Genomic DNA, 20,793 nt, shown 5'->3' on the forward strand with positions numbered 1-20,793 from the left:
TGCGCGCTTAGAAGCAAAAGCAGAAAGCACGTGGCGGTAAGGACGCGGACAAGGACGACGGTAATCGCTTGGCCATCGCCGAGTTACAGGCGGGCTGGACATGGGTTGCAAGCAACCCAATCCCGCTCGCCCTCCCCCAGATCAGTCCGCCAACCGCCAGGTCGTCCCACCCTTGCTGTCTTCAAGCACCACACCCATGGCCGTCAACTGGTCACGAATGCGATCGGACTCTCCCCAGTTCTTGTCCGCCCGCGCCTGCAAGCGCGCCTGGATCAAACCCTCGACCTGGGCCGCGTCCACCTTCCCCTCAGCGCCTGCACGCAGGAAGTCATCGGCCTCCAGCTGCAACACACCCAGCACGTCACCCAGCTCACGCAAACGCCCCGCCAAGCCAGCCGCGGCCGACACGTCGCTCTCGCGCAGGCGGTTGATTTCGCGAACCAGATCGAACAACACGGCGCAGGCTTCAGGCGTGCCGAAGTCGTCGTTCATCGCAGCAGTGAAACGCTCGACAAAGGCCTCCCCGCCGCTGGCCGGTATACGAGGCAAGCCACGCAAAGCATGGTAGAACCGCTCCAGTGCACCCTTGGCGTCGCGAAGGCTATCCTCTGAATAGTTGATCGCGCTGCGGTAGTGGCTGGCCACCAGCAGATAGCGCACCACTTCGGGGTGATACTTTTCCAGCACGTCGCGAATGGTGAAGAAGTTATTCAGCGACTTGGACATCTTCTCGCCGTTGATGCGGATCATGCCGCAGTGCATCCAGGCGTTGGCGTACGGTTTGCCGGTGGCAGCTTCGCTCTGGGCAATTTCGTTCTCGTGATGCGGGAACTCAAGGTCGCTGCCGCCGCCATGGATATCGAAACTCTCACCCAGGCAGCACGTGGACATCACCGAGCATTCGATGTGCCAGCCAGGGCGGCCAGGCCCCCAAGGCGACTCCCAGCTGGGCTCGCCCGGTTTGACGCCTTTCCACAGGACGAAGTCCAGCGGATCCTGCTTGGCCTCGCCGACTTCGATTCGCGCACCAATACGCAAGTCTTCGATCTTCTTGCGCGAGAGCTTGCCGTAACCCACAAACTTGCCGACGCGGTAGTACACGTCGCCGTTGCCAGGCGCATACGCATAACCTTTGTCGATCAAGGTCTGGATCATGGCATGCATGCCGGCAATGTGATCGGTGGCGCGCGGTTCCTGGTCCGGAGGCAGGATGTTGAGGCGGCGTTCGTCCTCGTGCATCGCATCGATCATACGGGCGGTGAGTGCGTCGAAGGTTTCGCCGTTCTCGTTGGCCCGGTTGATGATCTTGTCGTCGATGTCAGTGATGTTGCGCACGTACGTCAGGTTGTAGCCGCTCTTTCGCAACCAGCGGGTGGCTAGGTCGAAAGCCACCATGCTGCGACCATGGCCCAGGTGGCAGTAGTCGTAGACGGTCATGCCGCAGACATACATGCGCACGTTGTTGCCGTCCAACGGCTTGAACGGCTCCTTGGTCTTGGTCAGGGTGTTGTAGATCGTGAGCACGGTGGTTCCTCAGCTGCCCCAGGAGTCACGCAGGGTGACGGTGCGGTTGAATACCGGGCGGCCCGGCTGGCTGTCCTTGAGGTCAGCACAGAAGTAGCCTTCGCGTTCGAACTGGAAGCGATCTTCCGGCTGCGCCTGGGCCAGGGAGGGCTCGGCACGGCAGCCGCTGAGCACTTGCAGCGAATCAGGGTTGATGTTGTCGAGGAAAGTGCCACCCTCCTCGGTCTTCTCAGGGTTTGCCGAGCGGAACAGACGGTCGTACAACCGGACTTCGCATTCCACACTGCCCTCGGCCGGCACCCAGTGGATCACCCCCTTGACCTTGCGGCCTTCGGGGTTCTTGCCCAGGGTGTCCGGATCGTAGGAGCAGCGCAGCTCGACGATGGTGCCCTCGGCGTCCCTGATCGCCTCATCGGCGCGGATGACGTAGCTACCGCGCAGGCGCACTTCGCCGTTAGGCTCCAGACGTTTGTAGCCCTTGGGCGGCGCTTCCATGAAGTCGTCGCGGTCGATGTACAGCTCACGTGCGAATGGCAGCACGCGCACGCCCATGTCTTCCTTGGGATGGCGCGGGAGTTCGAGCTGCTCGGTCTGGCCTTCGGGATAGTTGGTGATCACCACCTTCAATGGGCGCAGCACGCACATCGCGCGGGGTGCAGTGCGGTCCAGATCGTCGCGGATGCAGAACTCCAGCATGGACATATCGACAACACCGTCCGAGCGGTTGGTACCGATCATTTCGCAGAAGTTGCGGATCGACGCCGGGGTGTAGCCACGGCGGCGGAAGCCCGACAAGGTGGACATGCGCGGGTCGTCCCAGCCCTCGACGTGTTGCTCGTCCACCAGTTGCTTGAGCTTGCGCTTGGAGGTGATGGTGTAGTTGAGGTTAAGACGGCTGAACTCGTACTGGCGCGGATGCGCAGGCACCGGCAGGTTGTCCAGGAACCACTCGTACAGCGGCCGGTGTCCTTCGAACTCCAGCGTGCAGATGGAATGGGTGATGCCTTCGATGGCATCCGACTGGCCGTGAGTGAAGTCGTAGTTCGGGTAGATGCACCAGGTATCGCCCGTCTGGTGGTGGTGGGCATGGCGAATCCGGTAGAGGATCGGGTCACGCAGGTTCATGTTGGGCGAAGCCATGTCGATCTTGGCGCGCAGCACGCGCTCACCGTCCTTGAACTCACCGGCCTTCATGCGGGCGAACAGGTCGAGGTTCTCCTCCAAGCTGCGCTCGCGGTACGGGCTGTTCTTGCCTGGTTCCTTGAGGTTGCCGCGGTACTCCTTGGCCTGCTCCGGCGTGAGATCGCACACGTAGGCCTTGCCCTGCTTGATCAGCTCGACGGCCCAGGCGTGCAGTTGGTCGAAGTAGCTCGAGGCGTAGCGAACGTCGCCGGCCCAGTCGAAGCCCAGCCACTTTACATCGCGCTGGATGGCATCGATGTACTCCTGGTCTTCCTTGGCAGGGTTGGTGTCGTCAAAGCGCAGGTGACAGACACCTCCAAACTCCTTGGCCAGGCCGAAATTGACGCAGATCGACTTTGCATGGCCGATGTGCAGGTAGCCATTGGGCTCGGGCGGGAAGCGGGTAACGATGCTGGCGTGCTTGCCCGAGTCCAGGTCGGCCTGGATGATCGGCCGCAGGAAGTTCGCAGGGACAGCGGGGGCGCCTTTGGCAGCGGCGTTGGGCGCGTTGTCGGCAGTGGGCTTGCTCATAGGATCCTTGAATGCACGTAGCCGGCCTGGGTAGGCCGAATGAATCAAAGGGCCTATCATAGCCGAAGCAGTCAAGCTGCCGACAGTCGGGCTCCGCCAAACTCGCGTGATTTCTCACGCCTTTTTGCCGCAGCCTTGGCAAAATGGCGCAAGCGCGCCATGTGTCCCCAACGCCTGACGCCGCGTCTGGTAGTAATCAGCGCCCAGCGCATCCTATTTTCGATTGCCTTGAAAAAGCGAGTTTCAGCATGTCCAAAGTCAAACTGAGCACCAACCACGGCGACATCGTCCTGCAGCTGGACGCCGAGAAAGCGCCGCAGACGACCGAAAACTTCGTTCAGTACGTCAAGGACGGCCACTACGACGGCACCGTTTTTCACCGCGTCATTAAAGGCTTCATGATTCAGGGCGGCGGCTTTGAAGCTGGCATGTCCCAGAAGAAAACCCGCGCCAGCATCCAGAACGAAGCCGACAACGGCCTGAAGAACACGAAGTACAGCATCGCCATGGCCCGCACCATGGACCCGCACTCTGCCTCGGCACAATTCTTCATCAACGCGTCTGACAACGATTTCCTCAATCACAGCGGCAAAAACACCCAGGGCTGGGGCTACGCCGTGTTCGGTGAAGTGATCGAAGGCCGTGAAGTCGTCGACGCCATCGAAAAAGTTGCCACCGGCTCGAAGGCTGGCCACCAGGACGTACCAAAGGACGACGTAATCATCGAGAAAGCCGAGATCATTGAGTGATACTGCTGATCTCCGATCTGCACTTGCAAGAAGAACGCCCGAACATTACCCGGGCGTTTCTTGATCTGCTCGAAGGTCGGGCTCGCCAGGCCAAGGCGCTGTACATACTGGGCGATTTTTTCGAAGCGTGGATCGGCGACGATGCCATGACCGCCTTTGAGCAGTCGATCTGCCAAGCCATGCGACGGCTCAGCGACAGCGGCACTGCGCTCTACCTGATGCACGGCAACCGCGACTTCCTGATCGGCCAGGCCTTTTGCGAGGCCGCAGGTTGCACCCTGTTGAGCGATCCTTGTGTGGTGGAGCTGGAAGCAGAACGGGTGCTGCTGATGCACGGCGACACCTTGTGCACCCGAGACGTGGGCTACATGAAAATGCGGCGATTGCTGCGCAATCCCCTGAGCCTTTGGTTGCTTAGGCACCTTCCCTTGTCAGTTCGGCTGAAATTGGCACGCAAGCTGCGCAGCGAAAGCCGCGCCCAGACGCGAATGAAATCCACGGAGATCGTTGACGTCACGCCCGAAGAAGTGCCCAAGGTCATGGCGGCGCACGACGTGCGCACACTGGTGCACGGCCATACCCATCGCCCGGCGATTCACAAGCTGATGGTGGACGGGGAGCCTGCCCGGCGCATTGTGCTGGGCGACTGGGACAAGCGTGCCTGGGCCTTGCAAGTGGACGCGCAAGGGTTTCAGCTGGCGCCGTTCGAATTTCCCTGAGCGCTTGAGCGCTATTTGCTCGATAGTGGCTAGCCAGCCTGAGCGCAACATTCAGGCGTCGGGCTGATACTTATGCGGGAGACGAGCAAGGCTTGTCTCCCATTCCGATACTCACCGAGCGCCTAGCCGCTCATCTCGCTCACGGATAATCACCTCCCGGTACGCCGGATCGGCCTTTATCTGCTTCTCTGTGAACGGCATATCATGCAACTGACCGGCAGCGAACGCCTTGGTCTGATCACTGGCATGGGGCGAGGCCGCCTCGCTCGATTGGGAGAACGCCAGCAGACCGCGTGCCTTGGGGCCTTCATCGGTGAAGCTGACCAGCTGTAGGTAGCTGGTGCCGCTGACAACCAAGCGCTTGCCCTGCCCCATCGGCACACTGTACATGGCGTTGTACACGCCAAGCGCCTGGGGCCCGCCCGGCACTGGCGTGCCATCATGGGCCTGTTGTACCTGCCCCCAGTGCGCCTTCGGGTCGATGCCCTCCTCGGCCACTTGCCGGAGTGAGGCAAGGGCCGCCTGATGAACCACCTTGCTCACCGATGCCTGCTCAACCGCCAGACCACGCGGGGTATGCACAGGATCGTTGCGATCGAACGCCACTCGCCATACCTGCGGTTGTTGCTCGATTGCGTTGTAGATGTTTTCAAAGTGCACCAGCCCCATGTTGCTCTGCTGGTTGGCCTTGCCGTTCCAGCTGGCCAGGCTGCGGCACACGGGCTCGACATCAGTGGGGGCACGCTTGCACCAGCTCAGCAGATCCGGCAGCAGCAAACGCGCAAGGTAGACTTTGTCATCGGTCACCAAGCGCTGCAGATCTTCCACACCAAGCAGCGCCCTGCCTTGCAGACGTTCCAACGCGAAGCGCCCACGCATGCCCAGAGGCTGATCGCTGCGGCTGACCAAGGGCGAGTAGCCTGTCATCGGCTGCGCAGGGTTGGTCATCCAGGCTGGATCGTTGGAGTTCTGCACGAAATCATCGCGCTCCAGACGGGGCATCAGCTGCGCCGGAACCGTACCGGGTTGGGCAGCGCGGCTGTCGACTTTCCAGTTGCACAGGCTGCGGGAACCATCGAGCACTACCAGCGGGCCTGTCTGTTCGCCACCGCAGGCATCGAGCAATGCCTGGTCGACGTAAGGCACCACTGACTGGTTCAGGTAGGTCGTCTTGCCACGTTCATCCACGGCGACGGTGTTGACCCAAGGAATACCATGCAGCTGCTCAATGGAACGCGTCAGCGCCGCCACGCTGTCGGCACGATTGATCTGGTACCACTGTTGCAGCACGCGGGCGTTATCGCTGTTGGCATCACGCAGGCTGTAGGCCGTATGCCTGTCCCAGTCCAACCGCCCAGGCCACTGAACGACCGGACCAAATGACGAGCTATACAGAACACGCTCGACTTTTTGCAGTCGGCCATCGGCGGCCTTGACCATGATGCTGACGCTTTGGCGGGTCAGCGGCAGGGACTTGCCGTCGAGCACGTAGCGGGTTGGGTCCTTGGGGTCGAGTTGCAGGCGAAACAAGGTGAAATGCCTGGAGGTGTCGACGGTATGGGTCCACGCCAGGTGGCGATTAAAGCCGATGTTGATCATCGGCAAGCCAGGTAATGCTGCACCCATCACATCGAGTTCACCGGGGATGGTCAATTGCATCTGGTAGAACCGCATGCCTCCCACCCATGGGAAATGCGGGTTGGCCAACAGCAAACCACGCCCATTGACCGAACGCTGGGCACCCACTGCAATGGCGTTGCTGCCACGCTGGGTGGCAAACCGTTGCTGCTGTTCCAGCGCTTTCCCGTAAGCGACGGCGGGCCGCCGGACATCGTTCTCGGGCGGCTGCGCGCCGGCCAGGGCTTCGACGAACTGCCCGACCCCACCTTCTGCAAGTAACCGCCGTGTAAGCTTGACCAGGTCCTGGCTGGTGATGGCGCGCACCCACTCACCCCCTCCACATTCCGGTGGCAGGCCCTGCTGACGACGCTCAGCCAGTGCTCGATTGAACCCACTGGCATAACCCGCCAAGAGAGCCTGGATGGCAGCGGGCTGTGCGTCCAGAAAAGCCTGCACCTGTGCCGGCCCGTTGAGCCAGGTGAAGAACACATCACTGGCCAGGTTCTCGCGCTGGTCCACGGTCTGGCCTTGACCACCAAAATAGCGCGAGCGCTCACCGCTGACCGTCAGGACCTGGTCAGCCAGCAAACAAAGATTGTCCTGGGCATAGGCATAGCCAATGCCATAACCGAGTCCTCTTTCATCCTTGGCCACGATATGTGGCACGCCATAGGTAGTGCGACGGATCTGGGCGCTGGCATCTGGCGCTACGGGACGAGCGTGTGCGGTTAAGGCCGCAACCATGAGCGCTGCGGCCAGACCGGCACAACGGCTTGAGCGGATAAATGGGGACACGGACACTCCTCGAATACGGTTCATGCCGGTGAAACGAACGAACGCAAGAAGAGTTTAGGCGGCCTTTACGCTCAGGCCTGACGCTCGTGTACAGGGACCAGGCGTGACGGTAAAAGAAGCCGCTTGATCTGAGCCCACAACAACTGATGAAGGTTTTTTCGCTTTGCATTGCAGATTACAGGCGCTCATTCGTCTTATTCAAAGAGGCACCCATCGTTCGGTTCGTCCAAGAAAAGGAGCATTCACATGTACAACCCGCCAACTCCAGTGCAAGCCAACACGGCGCAGGCCAACACCCCGACTGGGCAGGACGCGCAGGTCGACGAACGAACCGGCAACGAGCAGATACGGGAGTTGCTGCGCAGCTTCGGGCTGCGTACGAGCCTGATACGGCTGAAAGTGATAGACGCCCTGCACGCGGCAGAGCGAAATGGAAGAAGCATTGGCGTGCGGGGTGTGCATGCGCAACTGGAGCAGTTGGACATACCGTTGTCATTTCTCAGCGTACGAGAAGTGCTCAAACGGTTATGTGCCGAAGGCGTGATTCAGCTAGGTGCTGACAAATGCTACAGCCTTGATCCGCAGGCACGTGCCCTGCTGGAGCGACCCACCTCAGCCTGAGTAGCTGGGTTGGCCACTGGACCGACAAACGTCATCGCCTGACTTTACGTCGCAGTATGCCGTTGATCACGACCACAACCACGGCAATGGCGATAGCCAGCATCTGAAAGGTCTGCTCGCTGATCGTACCCGCTTTTTGCAAATGGGAAAGGCCGATCATTAGCCCAAGGACCACCAGAATGATCAGGAGGGAATATTTGAGGCGCTGCACGTGTGTCATCGACGGTTCCTTGCTACATCCGGGACAGATGGCTTAGCTCAAGCCGCGCAGATGATACAACGTTCGCACGCCCCGGCGCTGCATTTCCTGCTGCCTGGTAGCACCCCAACCTGAAAACATTCGGCTTCATCACACGTGTGGGGAGCCCCATGAACAAACGCCTGTTAACACTCATGCTGTGCCTGACCGCCACGCCACTGCATGCTTTCAATACAACTGAGGTGCCTTGCGCAAGACTGCTCGATCTTGGTTACACGCTGAGCCAGCAAGCAGGGAGCAGCCAGTGGCAACAGTTGTGGCAACGGGTTCGAAAGGCTGGCTATCTGAATCCTGGCAACACTTCGTTGCGATTCGAGGTGCCCTCCGCTGTATTGCCAACACTTGCGCAGCAGACCCTGGCGCGCGCCGACCAAGTCCGGCCGGTGTCCGAGACCCACGCGATCTACCGCAGGACCTTCGATGACCGGATTATCGGATCCCGTAACGGGCAGCCTCTGCACGCGCTCTGCGTGCAGGTGGACTGGAGGTCCGTGCCATCCGGGCCGAGAAGTCTTCAAGACGCACACGTGGGCAGTGCCAGTCTACTCAGTGCCTACCCCTGCGACTGAGGTGCTAATACCCAAAGTGCCATACGTTGCGCACATCCCTTCGGGAACATTCGTTTTTCAAGCGCTTGCATGTTTTTTTCCTACACCGTGAGACTGCGCTGCCTGCATAAGCTAGTAACCGAAACTACAGCCCTCACCCCTAATGGCGCCTAGCGGGTCCCGCCGGCTATCACAGAGAATTTAGCCACACCTCGACGTTATGCCGCTGGTGACCCCTACCATTTTCGAAGGAGCGTCATATGGAAACGCCAGACTTGAGCCACATCGACGTTAGCCAATTGCCGCAATCGCTACAGGCACTGATTGAGTGCATAGGCATAGAAAACGCGTACCAGCTGACCTGCGCATTTGGCGGTAGGCCTAAGTACATTCCAAAACACCGCGATCGAACCAAACTTGCTGACGTGTTACCGGCTGAGGCACTCGACGCCCTGATCAAGCGCTTTGCAGGTGTCGCGCTTGAGATTCCCAAGGCTGATCATTTTATCCGCCAATTGCGCAACCACCAGATTCAAAAAGAAAGCGCCAGCGGATTCTCGCGCAGCTTGTTGGCCGACAAGTACGGCCTGAGCCTGCGCCAGATCGGCAACATCCGCCGTCAGGATTTGCCGTTGCGATGAGCGAAGCCTCCTCAACCCATACACACCCTTAACCTGAAATTTAAAAGAGAACCCAGCATGTCCATAGACAACAGCCTCATAGGGTCCGTCATCAGTGCCTTGCCCATGGACCGCATGATTGCGGGCCCGTTGCAGGCCATGGTCCAGGCCCAGGTCACCGCCAGCAAATCCTACGCAGACTTCCTCATGCAAGTCTGCGTACAGGACGGCAAGGCGGTCGCTATCCAGTTCGACTATGACGAGACCATCGCCGACGAGCAGGGCCAATCACAGGGCGTGGTCAAAAAGACGCTGCAAGTGCCGCTAATGGCGGCGATCACCCACCCCAACATCGCCATCGAAAACGGCACCGTCGAATTCGAGCTGGTCATCAATCAGATGTCCGAAGCCACTTCGGCCAGGGACATGAACGCAGAAGGCGCCGCCTCCTTGGGCTGGGGCCCCTTCAAGCTCAACGTCAAGGGCAGCGTGAGCCATAAGTCCTCGCAAACGCGCAAGACCGACACCCGGGCACGCTACGCCTTCAACACGACCCTCAAGCGACAGGACCCACCAGAGGCAATGATGAGGGTGATCGACTTCCTCACGGAGGCGGCTACCAAGCCCATTATTGCAAAGGATGTCACGCAGCAATCGCCAGCCTTGAGTGCGCCACCTCAGGCTCAGGAAGAGCTCGATAGCCCAACGGCATGACTACTGCCAGCGCAGTCACGGCGCGGCGCGAACTGTCCCCCTGAAGGCTCTTCAGGGGACCCACTTGGCCCAATGAGTCGAACCCATGGACAAGAGCCCTGTCCCTATGACCTCCATTGACCTGCGCGAAATCACTCGCGGCCTGCAGGAAGCTGCGAGCGCCGCCAACAGCATGATCGCGCAACAGTACATTGAACTGTTCGATCGTTTTTTCGACTGCAATCACCAGGAGCTGGGCGCGCCGATGACCGCGAAGATGGTCGAGGTGGCCATGGATGGGCAGCACCTGATGCGCGTGCCCCTTTTCGCGCTAGTGTCGCCTAAAGGGTTGGCACTGGAACGGATGCAGGTCGACCTGTCGGTTCGCGTCCAGAATACCGAAGCACGACGAGCATTCACCCCAGCCGACGCAAGCCGCTCGGCCAGTTTCAAGGTAACCATCGGTGGCCAGGGGCGCCAAGGAGATAGCCGCGACCCCGACGAGGTGCAGATCCGGATGCAGTTCCAGGCAAGCGAACCGCCCGAGGCCTTGAACCGGCTGATCGAGGAATACACCAACTTGATCATCCCAGTTCGCGCCCCGGCTCCGGCTCCGGCTCCGGCTCCAGCTCCAGCGCCACCACCCTCGCCCACCAACGAATTCATCGAGGCGGCGACGGTACGTTGATTCCCAAACCACCTGCTTAACCCGACTCTCGGTCGGACCAAGCCGGCAACCTTCGGTGGCGACTAGAAGTCGCGTTTGTAGAAGACGTCCAGGGAGCTTGCCACGCCACTGGCAGCCTCGACATACACCTTCTTGCTGAGCTTGTAGCGCAGGGCGATGGTGTTGGCCGGCTCGAACACGCCCACTCCATAGCGCAGGCTGAGTTTCTCGGTCAGGTTGCCACTGGCCACCACACTGGTGGTGTTGCCTGAGCCCTCGGTATCGAGCTGGAAGTCATCGATACCCAGGCGGGATGCCACATTACCCGTGATCCCTGCGCTGCCGGCCAACCCCAGTCCCAAGGCAGCCTCGGCCAGCATGTTGTTGTCTTCACCCGATGCCCCCAACGGACGGCCAAGCACCAGGTAGGACAACGCTTGTTCCTGGCTCATGGCAGGCTCGGAAAACACCGTACTGGTCGGCTGCTCGGCGTTGCCGCTCAAGCGGATGCCGGCGATCACGTCATCGACTTGGCGGATCGCTTCGATGTCCAGGTAGGGCTGGTCGATCGGCCCGGCAAACAGCAGCCGGGCGCGGCGGATGGTCAGCCGCTGGCCGTAGGCGCGGTAGCGACCATCGGCCAGGCTCAACTCGCCACGCGTATCGAGGTTGTCACCGATATGCACGTGCCCCAACAGGTTGGCAGTCAGGCCGAAACCACTGAACGACAGTTTGCCTCGGCCTACCTCGACATCGATATCCATGGCCATGGCCATCGGCGGCTTGCCCTCCTCGGTCTGGTTGCCGACGATGACCGTGTCGTCGGAAACCTTAACCGTGGAAGGGGGCAGCTCGCGCACCGTGATCTTGCCGTTGGGCACCTGCACCTTGCCTGTGACTGCCAACTTGTCGTCGATCAGTTCCAGGGTAAGGTCCGGCGCTACCTCCAGCGTGGCATAGGGTTCGACCGTGACAGGCAACTGCTGCCCTTGCACGCGGATGTTCATCCCCAGCGCCTGGCCCCAGGTCAGGTTGCCATCGACCTGGCCGCGACCTGCAGTGCCGCTGCGCCAGGTGCCGGCAAGCTGCACCTGTTCACCCGCGATCCGGGCCTGAAGGCCCAGGTCCTGGAACTGAATCGGCAGTTCGGCACCGGTGATCTGGCCGCCGCTCAAATTCATGCTGCCGTTGACTTGCGGCGCCAGCAGCGTGCCAGACAGCTGCCCGCTCCCCTTGAGCTCCCCAGCCAGGTGCTCAACCATCGGCACGAAGGGACGGGCCACTGAGAGGTCGAGACCGGCCAGGTTGAAGTCGCCGGACAACGGCTTGTCCTTGCCCAGTGGATCGATACGCGCCGTGAGATTCAGCTGCCCCAGGCGCTCCCCCAGGAATGCAAGACGCGTATCGATACGCCGCGGCGCCAAGGTGCTATCCAGCCGCAGGGTCTGGTAGGGGAAATCGACCCAGCGGTTACCGTCATTGACACGCAATGTGCCGCCACTGGCGTCAACCACCACGGTGCCCTTTGGGCCGCTGGCGGGCAGGTCCAGGTTGATGTCGGCATTGAGCAGGCCCTGCCATGCGAAATCCTTGGGCATCCACTGCGCCAGGCTGTCCAGCGGGAAGCGCTTGAGGTGGTACCGCAGGCGCGGCTCAGGCGCCAACCGTTGATCATCACCACACAGACTGGCCTGCCCGGAACGCCAGCAGTGGGCGCCGAAATCCAGCTGACCGCTGGCCAGGCGCTGCAGTTTGGCAGGCGCCTGCAATTGCCAGTCTTGCCCGCCAGCCTGTACCCGCCCAGTGGCTAGGCGGCCGCGCCAGTCACCGTTATCCAGTTGCCCGTCCAGACCCACGTCCAGCTTCAGTTGCGGGCCGTTCAACGCCAGCGTCAATGCCTGTCGTCGCATGTCGCCATTGCCGACCGCCTGCAGCGTACCGAGGGCGGTGTCACCCGCCTGGATACCCGTGACTTTCAAGTCGATATTGGCCCGTTGCCGGTCGTCCAGACGGGCCGAGAGATTCAGTTGCTGCAAGCGATTCTCGGCCTGTGCCAACCCGGTACCGCGCAATGCCAGCGTGCCTTGCGGCGCCTGCAGGGTACCGGCCACGTCCAGTTGCCCCTTGACCTGGCCCTGCAGCTCGGGCCACAGCTGCCCCAGCCGTGGCAGATCGATGTCCACCTTGCCGGCCAGGCGCTGTTGCAGGCTGCCACTTCCGTTTATACGGTTGTCACCCAGTTGCACGCGCAAGGCTGCCAGTGTCCAGCGCTGCCCTGCCCCGTCCGCCTGAACGTTGAGCACAGCGGGTTGGCCGCGCAGGCGCCCCTTGAGGTCGAGCTGAGCGTCGAGCGACAGGTCATCGCCCTGCAGCTGGCCTTTGCTACGCAACGGCCCGGCCAATGTTCCAGGTAGCTCCGCCACCCAATAGGCCGGGTTCAGCGCCGACAACTGCAGGTCCACGTCCCAGGCGAGCGCTTGCGCGAAGCGTACGGCCACACGGCCTGTCGCCTTGCCTTGTCCCGCAGTAAGCGCCAGCGTTGGCAAAGTGACCTGCTCAAGATCCCCTTCGAAGGGGCTTGCCACCTTGAAGGCGCCCGCCGGCCCGTCCAGATCGCCATCAAAGCTGCCCTCGTAGCGACCGTCGCGATAGCGAACCTGAGCGTTCAGGCGTTTGAGCGTCACCTCAGGCGGTGTATCCAGCGGGTACAGGCGCAGCCAGGGAAAGTCCTGCCAGGCCAATTGGGCGTCCGCTGCCAGGCCGTCCTGCCAGTCTACCTTGGCTTGCAGCTTCACCTGCTGGCTATCGCCTGCGTTGAGATCGAGGCCCTTGACCACGGCACCCTTGCTGTCGACCAACCCGGACAAAGCCAGGGCGATGGGCGACTGCTGGGCTGACAAGTTGGCAGACCCGGTCAATGCATAGCCCGTCTCAAGATTCCCATCGGCTAACAGCACCAGGTCATCGAGCTGCAGGGTGTCGGGCAGTGCCTCGGATGGCTTGAACGCCTTGGTCTGAATGCTCAGGCTGGCCGGCAGGTGTTCAGCCAATGCCTGGACCTTGCCCGCAAGGGTGGCATCCAGATACCCATTGCTCGTCCCGGTCAGGTCAAGCGAGCGTTGCAGTTCACCCGTGGCTTGCAATGCCAGTTGCCATGGCTTGTCCCCCACGGCGGGGAGCTGCACCTGGGCCTGTAACTGCACAGGCCAATCGCCTTGAGGCTTCACGTCACCTTGCAGGTCCAACTGCAGATCGTCGCGGGTCAGGTGCAGGCTGTCGATGCGCATGCCTTCACCGGTCCAGTGCGCAGCCAGTTGCAGATCACCGAGCAGGTCGCTGCCATCCAGGCGCAGTTGCCCTATCTTCACCTCGCCCAGTTCGATGGCAAGCGGCAAGTCCAATGTGGGCAGTTGCAGCGGGCCGTCGTCGCTGACGTCAGTCGAGGGGGCGAACGCCATGTCGATGCGTTCTGCGTGCAACTGCTCGATGCACAAAGCCCCACGCAGCAGGCATGCCGGGGACCAGTTCAGCAACGGCGCCTGCGCCTGGACTTGGGTCTGCCCATCGACGTAGGAAAGACGAGTGGCTTGCCAGGTGCCCGCCAGGCGTCCTGCGAAACCCTCCACGGTCAGCCCGGGAACCTTGCCCAGCGCCCAACGGCTGCCGCCCTCGGTGCCGATCACCAACGCGATGGTCAGCGTCAGGACGGCCACGAGCCCAAACAGGCCCAGCAGCATGTATTTGATGACAGATTTCAAAGCTCAGGCCCCATGGAAAAGTGCAGGCGAATGCCGCCGTCGTCGTCCAAGGCCTTGGCCAAGTCCAAGCGTAGCGGCCCTACCGGTGAAACCCAGCGTACGCCGAAGCCGACCCCCGTCTTCAGGTTGGGCAACTCGAAGTTGTTGAACGCGTTGCCCTGGTCGACGAAGGTCGCCAGGCGCCATTTGTCCGTCAGGGAATACTGGTATTCGACGCTGCCCGCCACCAGGTAACGGCCACCGATGCGATCCCCGTCGCTGTTTTTCGGCGACAGGGTCTGGTAGTCGTAGCCGCGCACGCTCTGGTCGCCACCAGCGAAGAACCGCAGCGAAGGCGGAACGCTGTTCTGGAAACCGTTGGTGGCGCTGCCGCCGAACTGAACGCGGCCCAGCAGCCGGTGGTTCTGACCTACCGTGGTGAGCCCTTTGAGCAGCACGTTACCGCGCAGCAGGTTCGTATCGGAACCCAGGCCTTCCTTTGCCACTTGCGCTTCGAACTGCACGCGATAGCCATTATGGGGGTCAATGCGGTTGTCGCTGCGCAGGAATGAATAGCTGATACCGGGCATGAGCAGGTTGCTAAGGCCCGCATCGTCCCCCAGCCGGTACTCTTCGCGCTGGTACTTGAGCGATATGACCCGCTGCCAGCCGCTGGGCAGCTTGCTGTGCCATTCAGGGCCTACCTTCAAGAGCTTGCTGAGGGTGTCGGTGCCCGCCAGTTCTTCGTTCTGGTACCCCCCGGCAAATCGCAGTTTGTCGGTCAATGGCGGGTCCAACGGGATGTCGTACCACAGCCCCACGTTTTGACGCGGCGCCGACAGCTCCGCCTCCCAACCATAACTGTGCCCCTGGGGGTTGACCCAATGGCGGGTCCAGTTGGCCTTGCCCCGCGGACCAACGTCGGTGGAATACCCAAGGCCCAAGCCCAGCGTGCGAGGCTTGCGGGTTTCCAGGCGTACATCGACCGGAATATTCTGAGCGACTGCGGCCGTGGGCGCGGCGTCTACGCGCACACCCTCGAAGTAGCCGCTGGACTGCAAGTCGCTGTTGAGTTCGGCAATCAGCTCCGAATCGTAGGGCGTACCGGGTTTGAACGAGACCATCCGCTGCAGCAAATCGTCGTCCAACGGCGTATCGCCACTGAAGGTGACCGCGCCCAGTCGGTACCGCGGCCCACTTTGGTAGACCAGGTCGATATCGGCCACCCCGGCGCGGGGATCGACGGCCAGGCGCTGCTGGCTGAAGCGACCTGCGAAGAAGCCATAGCGTGAGGCCTGGTTCTGAATGACACGCTTGGCATCCTCATAGACACCATGGTTCAGTTGCTCGCCAGCGCGAAGCGCGCCGCCGGAAGGCACTCTGAACGCGGTCATGTCACTGGCCGGCCCCTCGACGCGCACGGTCACGTTGCGCAGGCGTATCGGCTCGCCGGGCACGATATTCACCACCAGTCGTGGTGAACCATCATCGTCGCGGGGCGGCTTGACGTCGGTACTTATCTGGGCCTGGTAGTAGCCCAGCGCCTGGGCCGCTTTGCGCGCCTGCTCCTCGGCCCCGCGACTGAAACGCAGCAGCGCTTGCTCGTCGCGGTCGCCCAAGCTACCGATATAGCCCTCGACATTGGCCTTGAGCACCTTGTTGGCCGGCTTGACCGTCACCACCAATTCGCTCTGGCCCCATGCAGCAAAGCTGACGGCCCAGATCACCAGGCCCCAGCGAACTCTTCCTGAATATGTCATCCCGCGCATGCTACCAGACCAAGGGTGTAAAAGAAGCCAACCGAAACGCCATTCACGCCAAGGGTTCAATGACCTGAGCGCTGTCATACATGAGGATGCGTTGGCGCACTGTCCCAATGGCGACCTCGCCAACCTCGACAAAGCCTTGCGTGTGATAAAACGCCACGTGTTCATCATTGCCCGTGTCGACGACGATCCCTTCGACCGGCCCATCCTTCATGCACCATTGTTGTACCGCATGTAACAACTGGGTCGGATATACCTGGCCTTGCAGCGCCGGCAACACCCCCAGTAGCGGCAGCACGTGCACTTGATCGGTAGGCCGACATGTCGAGACAGCCGCCTGGTACGCCATGAAGCGCCGGGTGGCGCGCACCCCCGCGCCAACCATCATGCGCAGGCGCCAGGCCCAACTGTCAGCCACACCCAGACGCCGCAGTGGCGGCACAATCAGCGCGACGCCTACCAGGCGATCGTCCAGCAGCAGGCCAACGGCGGGCAGTTGCAGGTAGAAATGCTGGCGTACCCACTCGCGTAGCAGCGTACGCAGGCGGCGCTCATAACCAGGGCGATGCGCTTCGAGCAGATAAGCGAAGGTAGGGTCGTTCCGGTAGACGGTGTACAGCAGTGCCCGGGTTTCGCGGCGATAACCGGAGTCGAGCAGGCAAACGCGGGCCTCGGCGGCAGGGGCTTGAGACATGGAGGGGAACCTTCTGGGCTGGCTGATAGGCCTTGGAGGCACAATGCCGCCCATCGTTCACCTTCGCGCCATGTCAGCCGCGCCTAAGCGCCCTCATGCTGGTGATCAACGCCGATGTCGGCTAGCATCGCGACTTTTTACCGGGATCGGCTCTGCATGAAGATCGTCTGCTTCAACATCAATGGCCTGCGGGCGCGCCCACACCAGTTGGCCGCCTTGGTCGAAAAGCACCAGCCGGACATCATCGGCCTGCAGGAAACCAAGGTCAGCGACGATCAGTTTCCACTGGCCGAGGTCCAGGCTCTGGGCTACCACGTGCATTACCACGGGCAAAAGGGCCACTACGGTGTCGCCTTGCTGTCACGCCAGGCACCCTTGAGCTTGCACAAAGGGTTTGCAACGGACGAAGAAGACGCCCAGCGGCGCTTCATCTGGGGCACCTTCGCCGACCACCACGGCAACCCCGTCACCGTCATGAACGGCTATTTCCCCCAGGGCGAAAGCCGCGACCACCCCACCAAATTTCCCGCCAAGCAGCGTTTCTACGCGGACCTGCAAGCGCTGCTCGAAAGCCAGTTTCGCAGTGACCAGCCCGTGTTGGTCATGGGCGACATGAACATATCCCCAGAGGATTGCGACATCGGTATCGGTCCAGACAATGCCAAGCGCTGGCTCAGGACCGGCAAATGCAGCTTCCTGCCAGAGGAGCGGGAGTGGATGGAGCGCTTGAAAGGCTGGGGGCTGGTGGACAGCTTTCGGCATCTGCACCCCGGTGTCGACGACCGTTTCAGCTGGTTCGACTACCGCAGCCGCGGCTTCGAGGACGAGCCCAAGCGTGGCCTGCGCATCGACCTGATCATGGCCTCGGCAAGCCTGGTTCCGAGGATCAAGGCTGCAGGCGTGGATTACGAACTGCGCGCGATGGAAAAACCGTCGGATCATGCGCCCATCTGGCTAGAGCTCAGCTAAGCCAGCCTAGGGCGCAGGAGGCCTTGTACGGCTCACAACGTCGTGCGCAAGGCCTCGCCGATACCCACACCGCGACCATCATCGGCAGCACTGACCAGGGCGAAATTGTAGGCGCCATGGGACCAGTATCGGGCCTGGAGCTGCCCATCGATTCGCTGCCCTTGCGGCATGCGCCGGAAGTGCTCGCCGGGTGAGCGCAGGAACAGGCTGATACGGCGCCCCGCCCCGTCCTGGAACACCACCAGCGCCGCCGGCCCTTGCTCGTTACTGAGCAGCCGGGCGCCCACCGGGGCGAACCCGTAGCCTGCCAAATCAGGCAGTTGGCCCACCTGGTGAAAGTGCGCTTGCAGCCAGGTGCGCAATTGATCGGGGTCACGCGCCTGAATATCCAGCGCTTGGCTGTCGGCGAACAATCGGTGGGCCTGCACGGCATCAGCCATGGGCTTTGCGTCGGCAAAGCTGGCATCGCGCGCCTGCCACCCGCCAAGTCCCCCAACGCCTAAGGCTAGGACGATCGCTGCAGCACTTGCCCAGCGACGCTTCAGGCGGTGTCGCGCCTGTTGGCGCAGCTGATCGCGGTCAACCCGCGGGCCCGCCAGCGGCTGCGCAAGGCCCGCCAGGCTCGTGCGCAACTGGCGCGCATCGGCGCGCCAGCCTTCCACACGTTGCGCAGCCTTTGGATGATTGGCCAGCCAGGCCTGGACCTCGGCACGGCGCACCGGGTCCAGGCGGTCATCGACGTAGGCGTGAAGCTCTTCTTCGCTAGGAATAAGACGGGTCATTTCAATCTCCGCAAGGCCGGTGGTCGAGGGCTGTCCTCGGTCAATGCACGCAGGGCATCGCGCGCCCGCGACAGCCGTGACATGACAGTACCGATTGGAATACCCAACGTCTGGGCAGCCTCCTTGTAACTCAGGCCCTCAACGCTCACTAGCAACAGCAACGCGCGCTGCTCGGTCTTGAGCCGGCCAAATGCCTGCAAATCCGCCTGCGCCAGCACGATGTCCTCAAGGTTATCGCCGGCCGTTTCTTCGGCAGCGCTACTGCTGGCGAACCAGGACAGCCAGCGGGCATGCAACCGTTCTCGCCGTTTGCCATCCAGAAACAATCGATAAAGGATGGTGAACAGCCAGGTGCGCAGGGCATCGGGATCCTGATGCTGCTGACGCCGGCTCAAGGCACGTTCGACCGTGGCCTGCACGAGGTCATCCGCACTTCCCGCCTCGCGGGTCAGCCAGAGGGCGAAGCGACGTAGTCGGGCCAGTAGCGCTCGCCATTGTTGGTCGTCCAAGTCCTGCATGGAAAATATCCGGTCGATGATGGGGCAGTCTAGAGAACAGACGCGTTGGAGAAAAAGTTATTCCCGCTCGGGGAATAACTTTTCCAGGGCAGCGTCGTACTGGCACTTTTCGTGAAATCAACGGGACTGACCATGAACCAACCTTTGCACGGCCGGGCCAAGGCCTGGCGGCTTGCCGCAATCGGCGCGGTGATGCTGGCTGCCGGTGCGGGCTTCGCCTACAGCGCCGGCTGGCTTGGCCAATCCGCGCTCACACCACAGCGCATCATCGACACGTTCGAGGCCCAGGCTGGGCACTACCCGGGTTATCGCAAGAACCACGCTAAAGGCCTGTGCGTGAGCGGCTATTTCCAGGCCAGCGGGCAAGCGGCAAGCTTGTCGACGGCACGGGCATTCACCCAGGCGCATGTGCCGGTCACAGGCCGCCTGGCCATTGGTGGTGCCAACCCGTTTGCGCCTGACACCGGCATCCCCGTACGCAGCCTGGCAATCGAACTCGCCACCGACGATGGGCAAGTCTGGAGGACCGGCATGAACAACCCGCCCGTTCTGGCGGTAAGTACGGCCGAGGCGTTCTACGAGCAGGTGCTGGCCAACACCCCGGACCCGGCCACGCGCAAGCCCGACCCTGCCAAGGTACAAGCCTTCTTTGCAGCCCACCCCGAGAGCGCCGCGTTCAGGCAATGGGCAGCCAGCTACAAGCCCAGCGACAGCTTCGCCAACACCCAGTACCACAGCATCAATGCATTCAAGTTGATCGATCACGACGGCCATGCCCATCCGGTGCGCTGGCAGCTTGAACCGCTCACGCCGTATACGGCCTTACCGGCGAAGGTGGACGACCCTCTGTTCCTGCAACATGACCTGCGACGACGGCTGGCGCTGGGGCCGTTGCGCTGGACCCTGCGCCTGGTACTGGCCGAACCGGACGACGCTATCGACGACCCTGCCAAGCCTTGGCCAGCGAGCCGGCGCAGCGTCAACGCAGGCACCCTGGTGCTTGAGCAGGTCGACGCACCGGAACAGGGTGCCTGCCGCGACCTCAACTTTGACCCCTTGATACTGCCCCACGGCATCGAACCCTCCGCCGACCCTATACTCGCGGCCCGGTCAGCGGCCTATTCGGAATCATTCAACCGTCGTAGCCGCGAGTCCTTGAGCACGGGAGCCCGACCATGAAACCCACCGCCTTTCATCCCGTCGCCCGCCTGCTGCACTGGTCGATGGCGATCCTGATCCTGGCCATGCTCTTGATCGGCGTGAGCATGGTCACGGACCTGTCGGTCCGTCACCCCGTACTGGTCAGCTTGCACAAGGCCACCGGGCTTGCGCTGCTGGTGCTGGTCGTAGCGCGCATCATCGTGCGCCTGAGCATTCCCCATCCAACCCTGCCCCAGGACCTGCCAGCCTTCCAGCGCCTGGCTGCCGGCGCTTCGCACCTGCTGCTGTACGGCCTCATGCTAGCCATGCCCTTGCTGGGGTGGGCCATGCTCTCGGCCGGCGGGTACCCTCGCCCGTTTGGCCTGCCGACGATCGCGCCCCATGACTTGCAGCTGTATGCCGTGCTGCGCCAGGCGCACGGCTGGGCAGGCTACCTGTTGTTCGCCACGATACTGGTACACGTGGGCGCTGCGCTGATGCACGCCTGGGTTCGCCGTGATGGGGTGCTGCGCAGCATGTGGCCAGGGCCAAGGGCGCAGTGAGGGCGCCGTATCTTGCCGAGCGATGGCCCATCCGGCATCGCTGGCAGCCGGCACCGGCAAACCGCAGCGCGCAAGCCTTGAGAGTGTGTTTTAATG

At 62.0% G+C, this 20,793-nt stretch carries 19 protein-coding genes; 10 read left to right on the forward strand and 9 right to left on the reverse strand.

The window, feature by feature from the left end; genetic code table 11:
- Positions 1-141: 141 nt before the first annotated feature.
- Entirely contained in the window at positions 142-1,524 is a 1,383-nt protein-coding gene (gene cysS / locus ACF8R3_RS21165; protein ID WP_196186447.1) for a cysteine--tRNA ligase, read from the reverse strand.
- A 9-nt stretch (positions 1,525-1,533) separates the two neighbouring features.
- Complete coding sequence (locus ACF8R3_RS21170; RefSeq protein WP_196186446.1) at positions 1,534-3,237, reverse strand: glutamine--tRNA ligase/YqeY domain fusion protein; 1,704 nt, start codon at positions 3,235-3,237, stop codon at positions 1,534-1,536.
- Positions 3,238-3,485: 248 nt separating this feature from the next.
- Between ACF8R3_RS21170 and ACF8R3_RS21175 the strand changes: the two genes are divergently transcribed.
- Positions 3,486-3,986 carry a peptidylprolyl isomerase gene (locus ACF8R3_RS21175; RefSeq protein WP_058639321.1) on the forward strand — a complete coding sequence of 167 codons (501 nt, stop codon included), beginning with the start codon at positions 3,486-3,488 and terminating at the stop codon, positions 3,984-3,986.
- Positions 3,983-4,705 carry a UDP-2,3-diacylglucosamine diphosphatase gene (locus ACF8R3_RS21180; RefSeq protein WP_392516095.1) on the forward strand — a complete coding sequence of 241 codons (723 nt, stop codon included), beginning with the start codon at positions 3,983-3,985 and terminating at the stop codon, positions 4,703-4,705. The genes ACF8R3_RS21175 and ACF8R3_RS21180 overlap by 4 nt, the downstream gene beginning before the upstream one ends.
- A 111-nt stretch (positions 4,706-4,816) precedes the next feature.
- On the opposite strand, the gene ACF8R3_RS21185 is transcribed toward ACF8R3_RS21180, so the two are convergent.
- Positions 4,817-7,144 (reverse strand): acylase, encoded by a 2,328-nt coding sequence (locus ACF8R3_RS21185; RefSeq protein ID WP_197844852.1) that lies wholly within the window; start codon positions 7,142-7,144, stop codon positions 4,817-4,819.
- Positions 7,145-7,366: 222 nt separating this feature from the next.
- Here ACF8R3_RS21185 and ACF8R3_RS21190 point away from each other — a divergent pair, with 222 nt between their 5' ends.
- A complete protein-coding gene (locus ACF8R3_RS21190; protein ID WP_058639324.1) occupies positions 7,367-7,741 on the forward strand; it encodes a hypothetical protein in 375 nt (124 codons plus the stop codon).
- Positions 7,742-7,772: 31 nt separating this feature from the next.
- On the opposite strand, the gene ACF8R3_RS21195 is transcribed toward ACF8R3_RS21190, so the two are convergent.
- A complete protein-coding gene (locus tag ACF8R3_RS21195) occupies positions 7,773-7,961 on the reverse strand; it encodes a hypothetical protein (protein ID WP_023533551.1) in 189 nt (62 codons plus the stop codon).
- Between the two features lie 149 nt (positions 7,962-8,110).
- Here ACF8R3_RS21195 and ACF8R3_RS21200 point away from each other — a divergent pair, with 149 nt between their 5' ends.
- The 4 genes from ACF8R3_RS21200 (at position 8,111) to ACF8R3_RS21215 (ending at position 10,549) form a co-directional block, all read left to right on the forward strand.
- Positions 8,111-8,569, forward strand: a complete 459-nt coding sequence (locus ACF8R3_RS21200) for a hypothetical protein (protein ID WP_058639325.1) — start codon at positions 8,111-8,113, stop codon at positions 8,567-8,569.
- A 239-nt stretch (positions 8,570-8,808) separates the two neighbouring features.
- The gene (locus ACF8R3_RS21205) at positions 8,809-9,189 is read left to right on the forward strand and encodes a Mor transcription activator family protein (RefSeq protein ID WP_078478675.1); all 381 of its coding nucleotides are present in this window, start codon (positions 8,809-8,811) and stop codon (positions 9,187-9,189) included.
- A gap of 57 nt (positions 9,190-9,246) precedes the next feature.
- Positions 9,247-9,882: a DUF2589 domain-containing protein gene (locus ACF8R3_RS21210; protein ID WP_197844853.1), complete on the forward strand. Its 636-nt coding sequence runs from the start codon at positions 9,247-9,249 to the stop codon at positions 9,880-9,882.
- 85 nt (positions 9,883-9,967) lie between these two features.
- Positions 9,968-10,549 carry a DUF2589 domain-containing protein gene (locus ACF8R3_RS21215; protein WP_196125486.1) on the forward strand — a complete coding sequence of 194 codons (582 nt, stop codon included), beginning with the start codon at positions 9,968-9,970 and terminating at the stop codon, positions 10,547-10,549.
- A gap of 62 nt (positions 10,550-10,611) precedes the next feature.
- On the opposite strand, the gene ACF8R3_RS21220 is transcribed toward ACF8R3_RS21215, so the two are convergent.
- The 3 genes from ACF8R3_RS21220 to ACF8R3_RS21230 are packed head-to-tail and all read right to left on the reverse strand — an operon-like array spanning position 10,612 to position 16,725.
- Positions 10,612-14,286 (reverse strand): translocation/assembly module TamB domain-containing protein, encoded by a 3,675-nt coding sequence (locus ACF8R3_RS21220; RefSeq protein WP_392516096.1) that lies wholly within the window; start codon positions 14,284-14,286, stop codon positions 10,612-10,614.
- Positions 14,283-16,025, reverse strand: coding sequence for an autotransporter assembly complex family protein (locus ACF8R3_RS21225; protein ID WP_392516097.1), 1,743 nt, complete (start codon positions 16,023-16,025; stop codon positions 14,283-14,285). The genes ACF8R3_RS21220 and ACF8R3_RS21225 overlap by 4 nt, the downstream gene beginning before the upstream one ends.
- 52 nt (positions 16,026-16,077) lie before the next feature.
- On the reverse strand, positions 16,078-16,725 hold the full coding sequence (locus ACF8R3_RS21230) for a GNAT family N-acetyltransferase (protein ID WP_392516098.1): 648 nt from the start codon (positions 16,723-16,725) through the stop codon (positions 16,078-16,080).
- A 156-nt stretch (positions 16,726-16,881) separates the two neighbouring features.
- On the opposite strand from ACF8R3_RS21230, the gene xthA reads away from it, so the two are divergent.
- Entirely contained in the window at positions 16,882-17,694 is an 813-nt protein-coding gene (gene xthA, locus ACF8R3_RS21235) for an exodeoxyribonuclease III (protein WP_058605155.1), read from the forward strand.
- Between the two features lie 32 nt (positions 17,695-17,726).
- Here xthA and ACF8R3_RS21240 read toward each other — a convergent pair whose 3' ends face one another.
- Together ACF8R3_RS21240 and ACF8R3_RS21245 are read right to left on the reverse strand one after the other, a co-directional pair.
- Positions 17,727-18,476 carry an anti-sigma factor gene (locus tag ACF8R3_RS21240; protein ID WP_058639333.1) on the reverse strand — a complete coding sequence of 250 codons (750 nt, stop codon included), beginning with the start codon at positions 18,474-18,476 and terminating at the stop codon, positions 17,727-17,729.
- Positions 18,473-18,994 carry a sigma-70 family RNA polymerase sigma factor gene (locus ACF8R3_RS21245; protein WP_392516099.1) on the reverse strand — a complete coding sequence of 174 codons (522 nt, stop codon included), beginning with the start codon at positions 18,992-18,994 and terminating at the stop codon, positions 18,473-18,475. The genes ACF8R3_RS21240 and ACF8R3_RS21245 overlap by 4 nt, the downstream gene beginning before the upstream one ends.
- A 126-nt stretch (positions 18,995-19,120) precedes the next feature.
- Between ACF8R3_RS21245 and ACF8R3_RS21250 the strand changes: the two genes are divergently transcribed.
- Both ACF8R3_RS21250 and ACF8R3_RS21255 read left to right on the forward strand, forming a co-directional pair.
- A complete protein-coding gene (locus ACF8R3_RS21250) occupies positions 19,121-20,173 on the forward strand; it encodes a catalase family peroxidase (protein ID WP_078479428.1) in 1,053 nt (350 codons plus the stop codon).
- The gene (locus ACF8R3_RS21255; protein WP_392516100.1) at positions 20,170-20,697 is read left to right on the forward strand and encodes a cytochrome b; all 528 of its coding nucleotides are present in this window, start codon (positions 20,170-20,172) and stop codon (positions 20,695-20,697) included. The genes ACF8R3_RS21250 and ACF8R3_RS21255 overlap by 4 nt, the downstream gene beginning before the upstream one ends.
- Positions 20,698-20,793: the final 96 nt, after the last annotated feature.

The sequence above is a fragment of the Pseudomonas sp. FYR_7 genome, from assembly GCF_043106155.1.
Classification (GTDB): Bacteria; Pseudomonadota; Gammaproteobacteria; order Pseudomonadales; family Pseudomonadaceae; genus Aquipseudomonas; species Aquipseudomonas parafulva_B.

Bases quoted from the DNA above. Each gene is read 5' to 3' on its own strand.
- ACF8R3_RS21245 (WP_392516099.1), bottom strand. From the start codon at position 18,994: ATGCAGGACTTGGACGACCAACAATGGCGAGCGCTACTGGCCCGACTA.
- ACF8R3_RS21185 (WP_197844852.1), bottom strand. From the start codon at position 7,144: ATGAACCGTATTCGAGGAGTGTCCGTGTCCCCATTTATCCGCTCAAGC.
- ACF8R3_RS21200 (WP_058639325.1), top strand. From the start codon at position 8,111: ATGAACAAACGCCTGTTAACACTCATGCTGTGCCTGACCGCCACGCCA.
- ACF8R3_RS21205 (WP_078478675.1), top strand. From the start codon at position 8,809: ATGGAAACGCCAGACTTGAGCCACATCGACGTTAGCCAATTGCCGCAA.
- ACF8R3_RS21215 (WP_196125486.1), top strand. From the start codon at position 9,968: ATGGACAAGAGCCCTGTCCCTATGACCTCCATTGACCTGCGCGAAATC.
- ACF8R3_RS21170 (WP_196186446.1), bottom strand. From the start codon at position 3,237: ATGAGCAAGCCCACTGCCGACAACGCGCCCAACGCCGCTGCCAAAGGC.
- ACF8R3_RS21240 (WP_058639333.1), bottom strand. From the start codon at position 18,476: ATGACCCGTCTTATTCCTAGCGAAGAAGAGCTTCACGCCTACGTCGAT.
- xthA (WP_058605155.1), top strand. From the start codon at position 16,882: ATGAAGATCGTCTGCTTCAACATCAATGGCCTGCGGGCGCGCCCACAC.
- ACF8R3_RS21230 (WP_392516098.1), bottom strand. From the start codon at position 16,725: ATGTCTCAAGCCCCTGCCGCCGAGGCCCGCGTTTGCCTGCTCGACTCC.
- ACF8R3_RS21225 (WP_392516097.1), bottom strand. From the start codon at position 16,025: ATGACATATTCAGGAAGAGTTCGCTGGGGCCTGGTGATCTGGGCCGTC.
- ACF8R3_RS21255 (WP_392516100.1), top strand. From the start codon at position 20,170: ATGAAACCCACCGCCTTTCATCCCGTCGCCCGCCTGCTGCACTGGTCG.
- ACF8R3_RS21190 (WP_058639324.1), top strand. From the start codon at position 7,367: ATGTACAACCCGCCAACTCCAGTGCAAGCCAACACGGCGCAGGCCAAC.
- ACF8R3_RS21210 (WP_197844853.1), top strand. From the start codon at position 9,247: ATGTCCATAGACAACAGCCTCATAGGGTCCGTCATCAGTGCCTTGCCC.
- ACF8R3_RS21195 (WP_023533551.1), bottom strand. From the start codon at position 7,961: ATGACACACGTGCAGCGCCTCAAATATTCCCTCCTGATCATTCTGGTG.
- ACF8R3_RS21175 (WP_058639321.1), top strand. From the start codon at position 3,486: ATGTCCAAAGTCAAACTGAGCACCAACCACGGCGACATCGTCCTGCAG.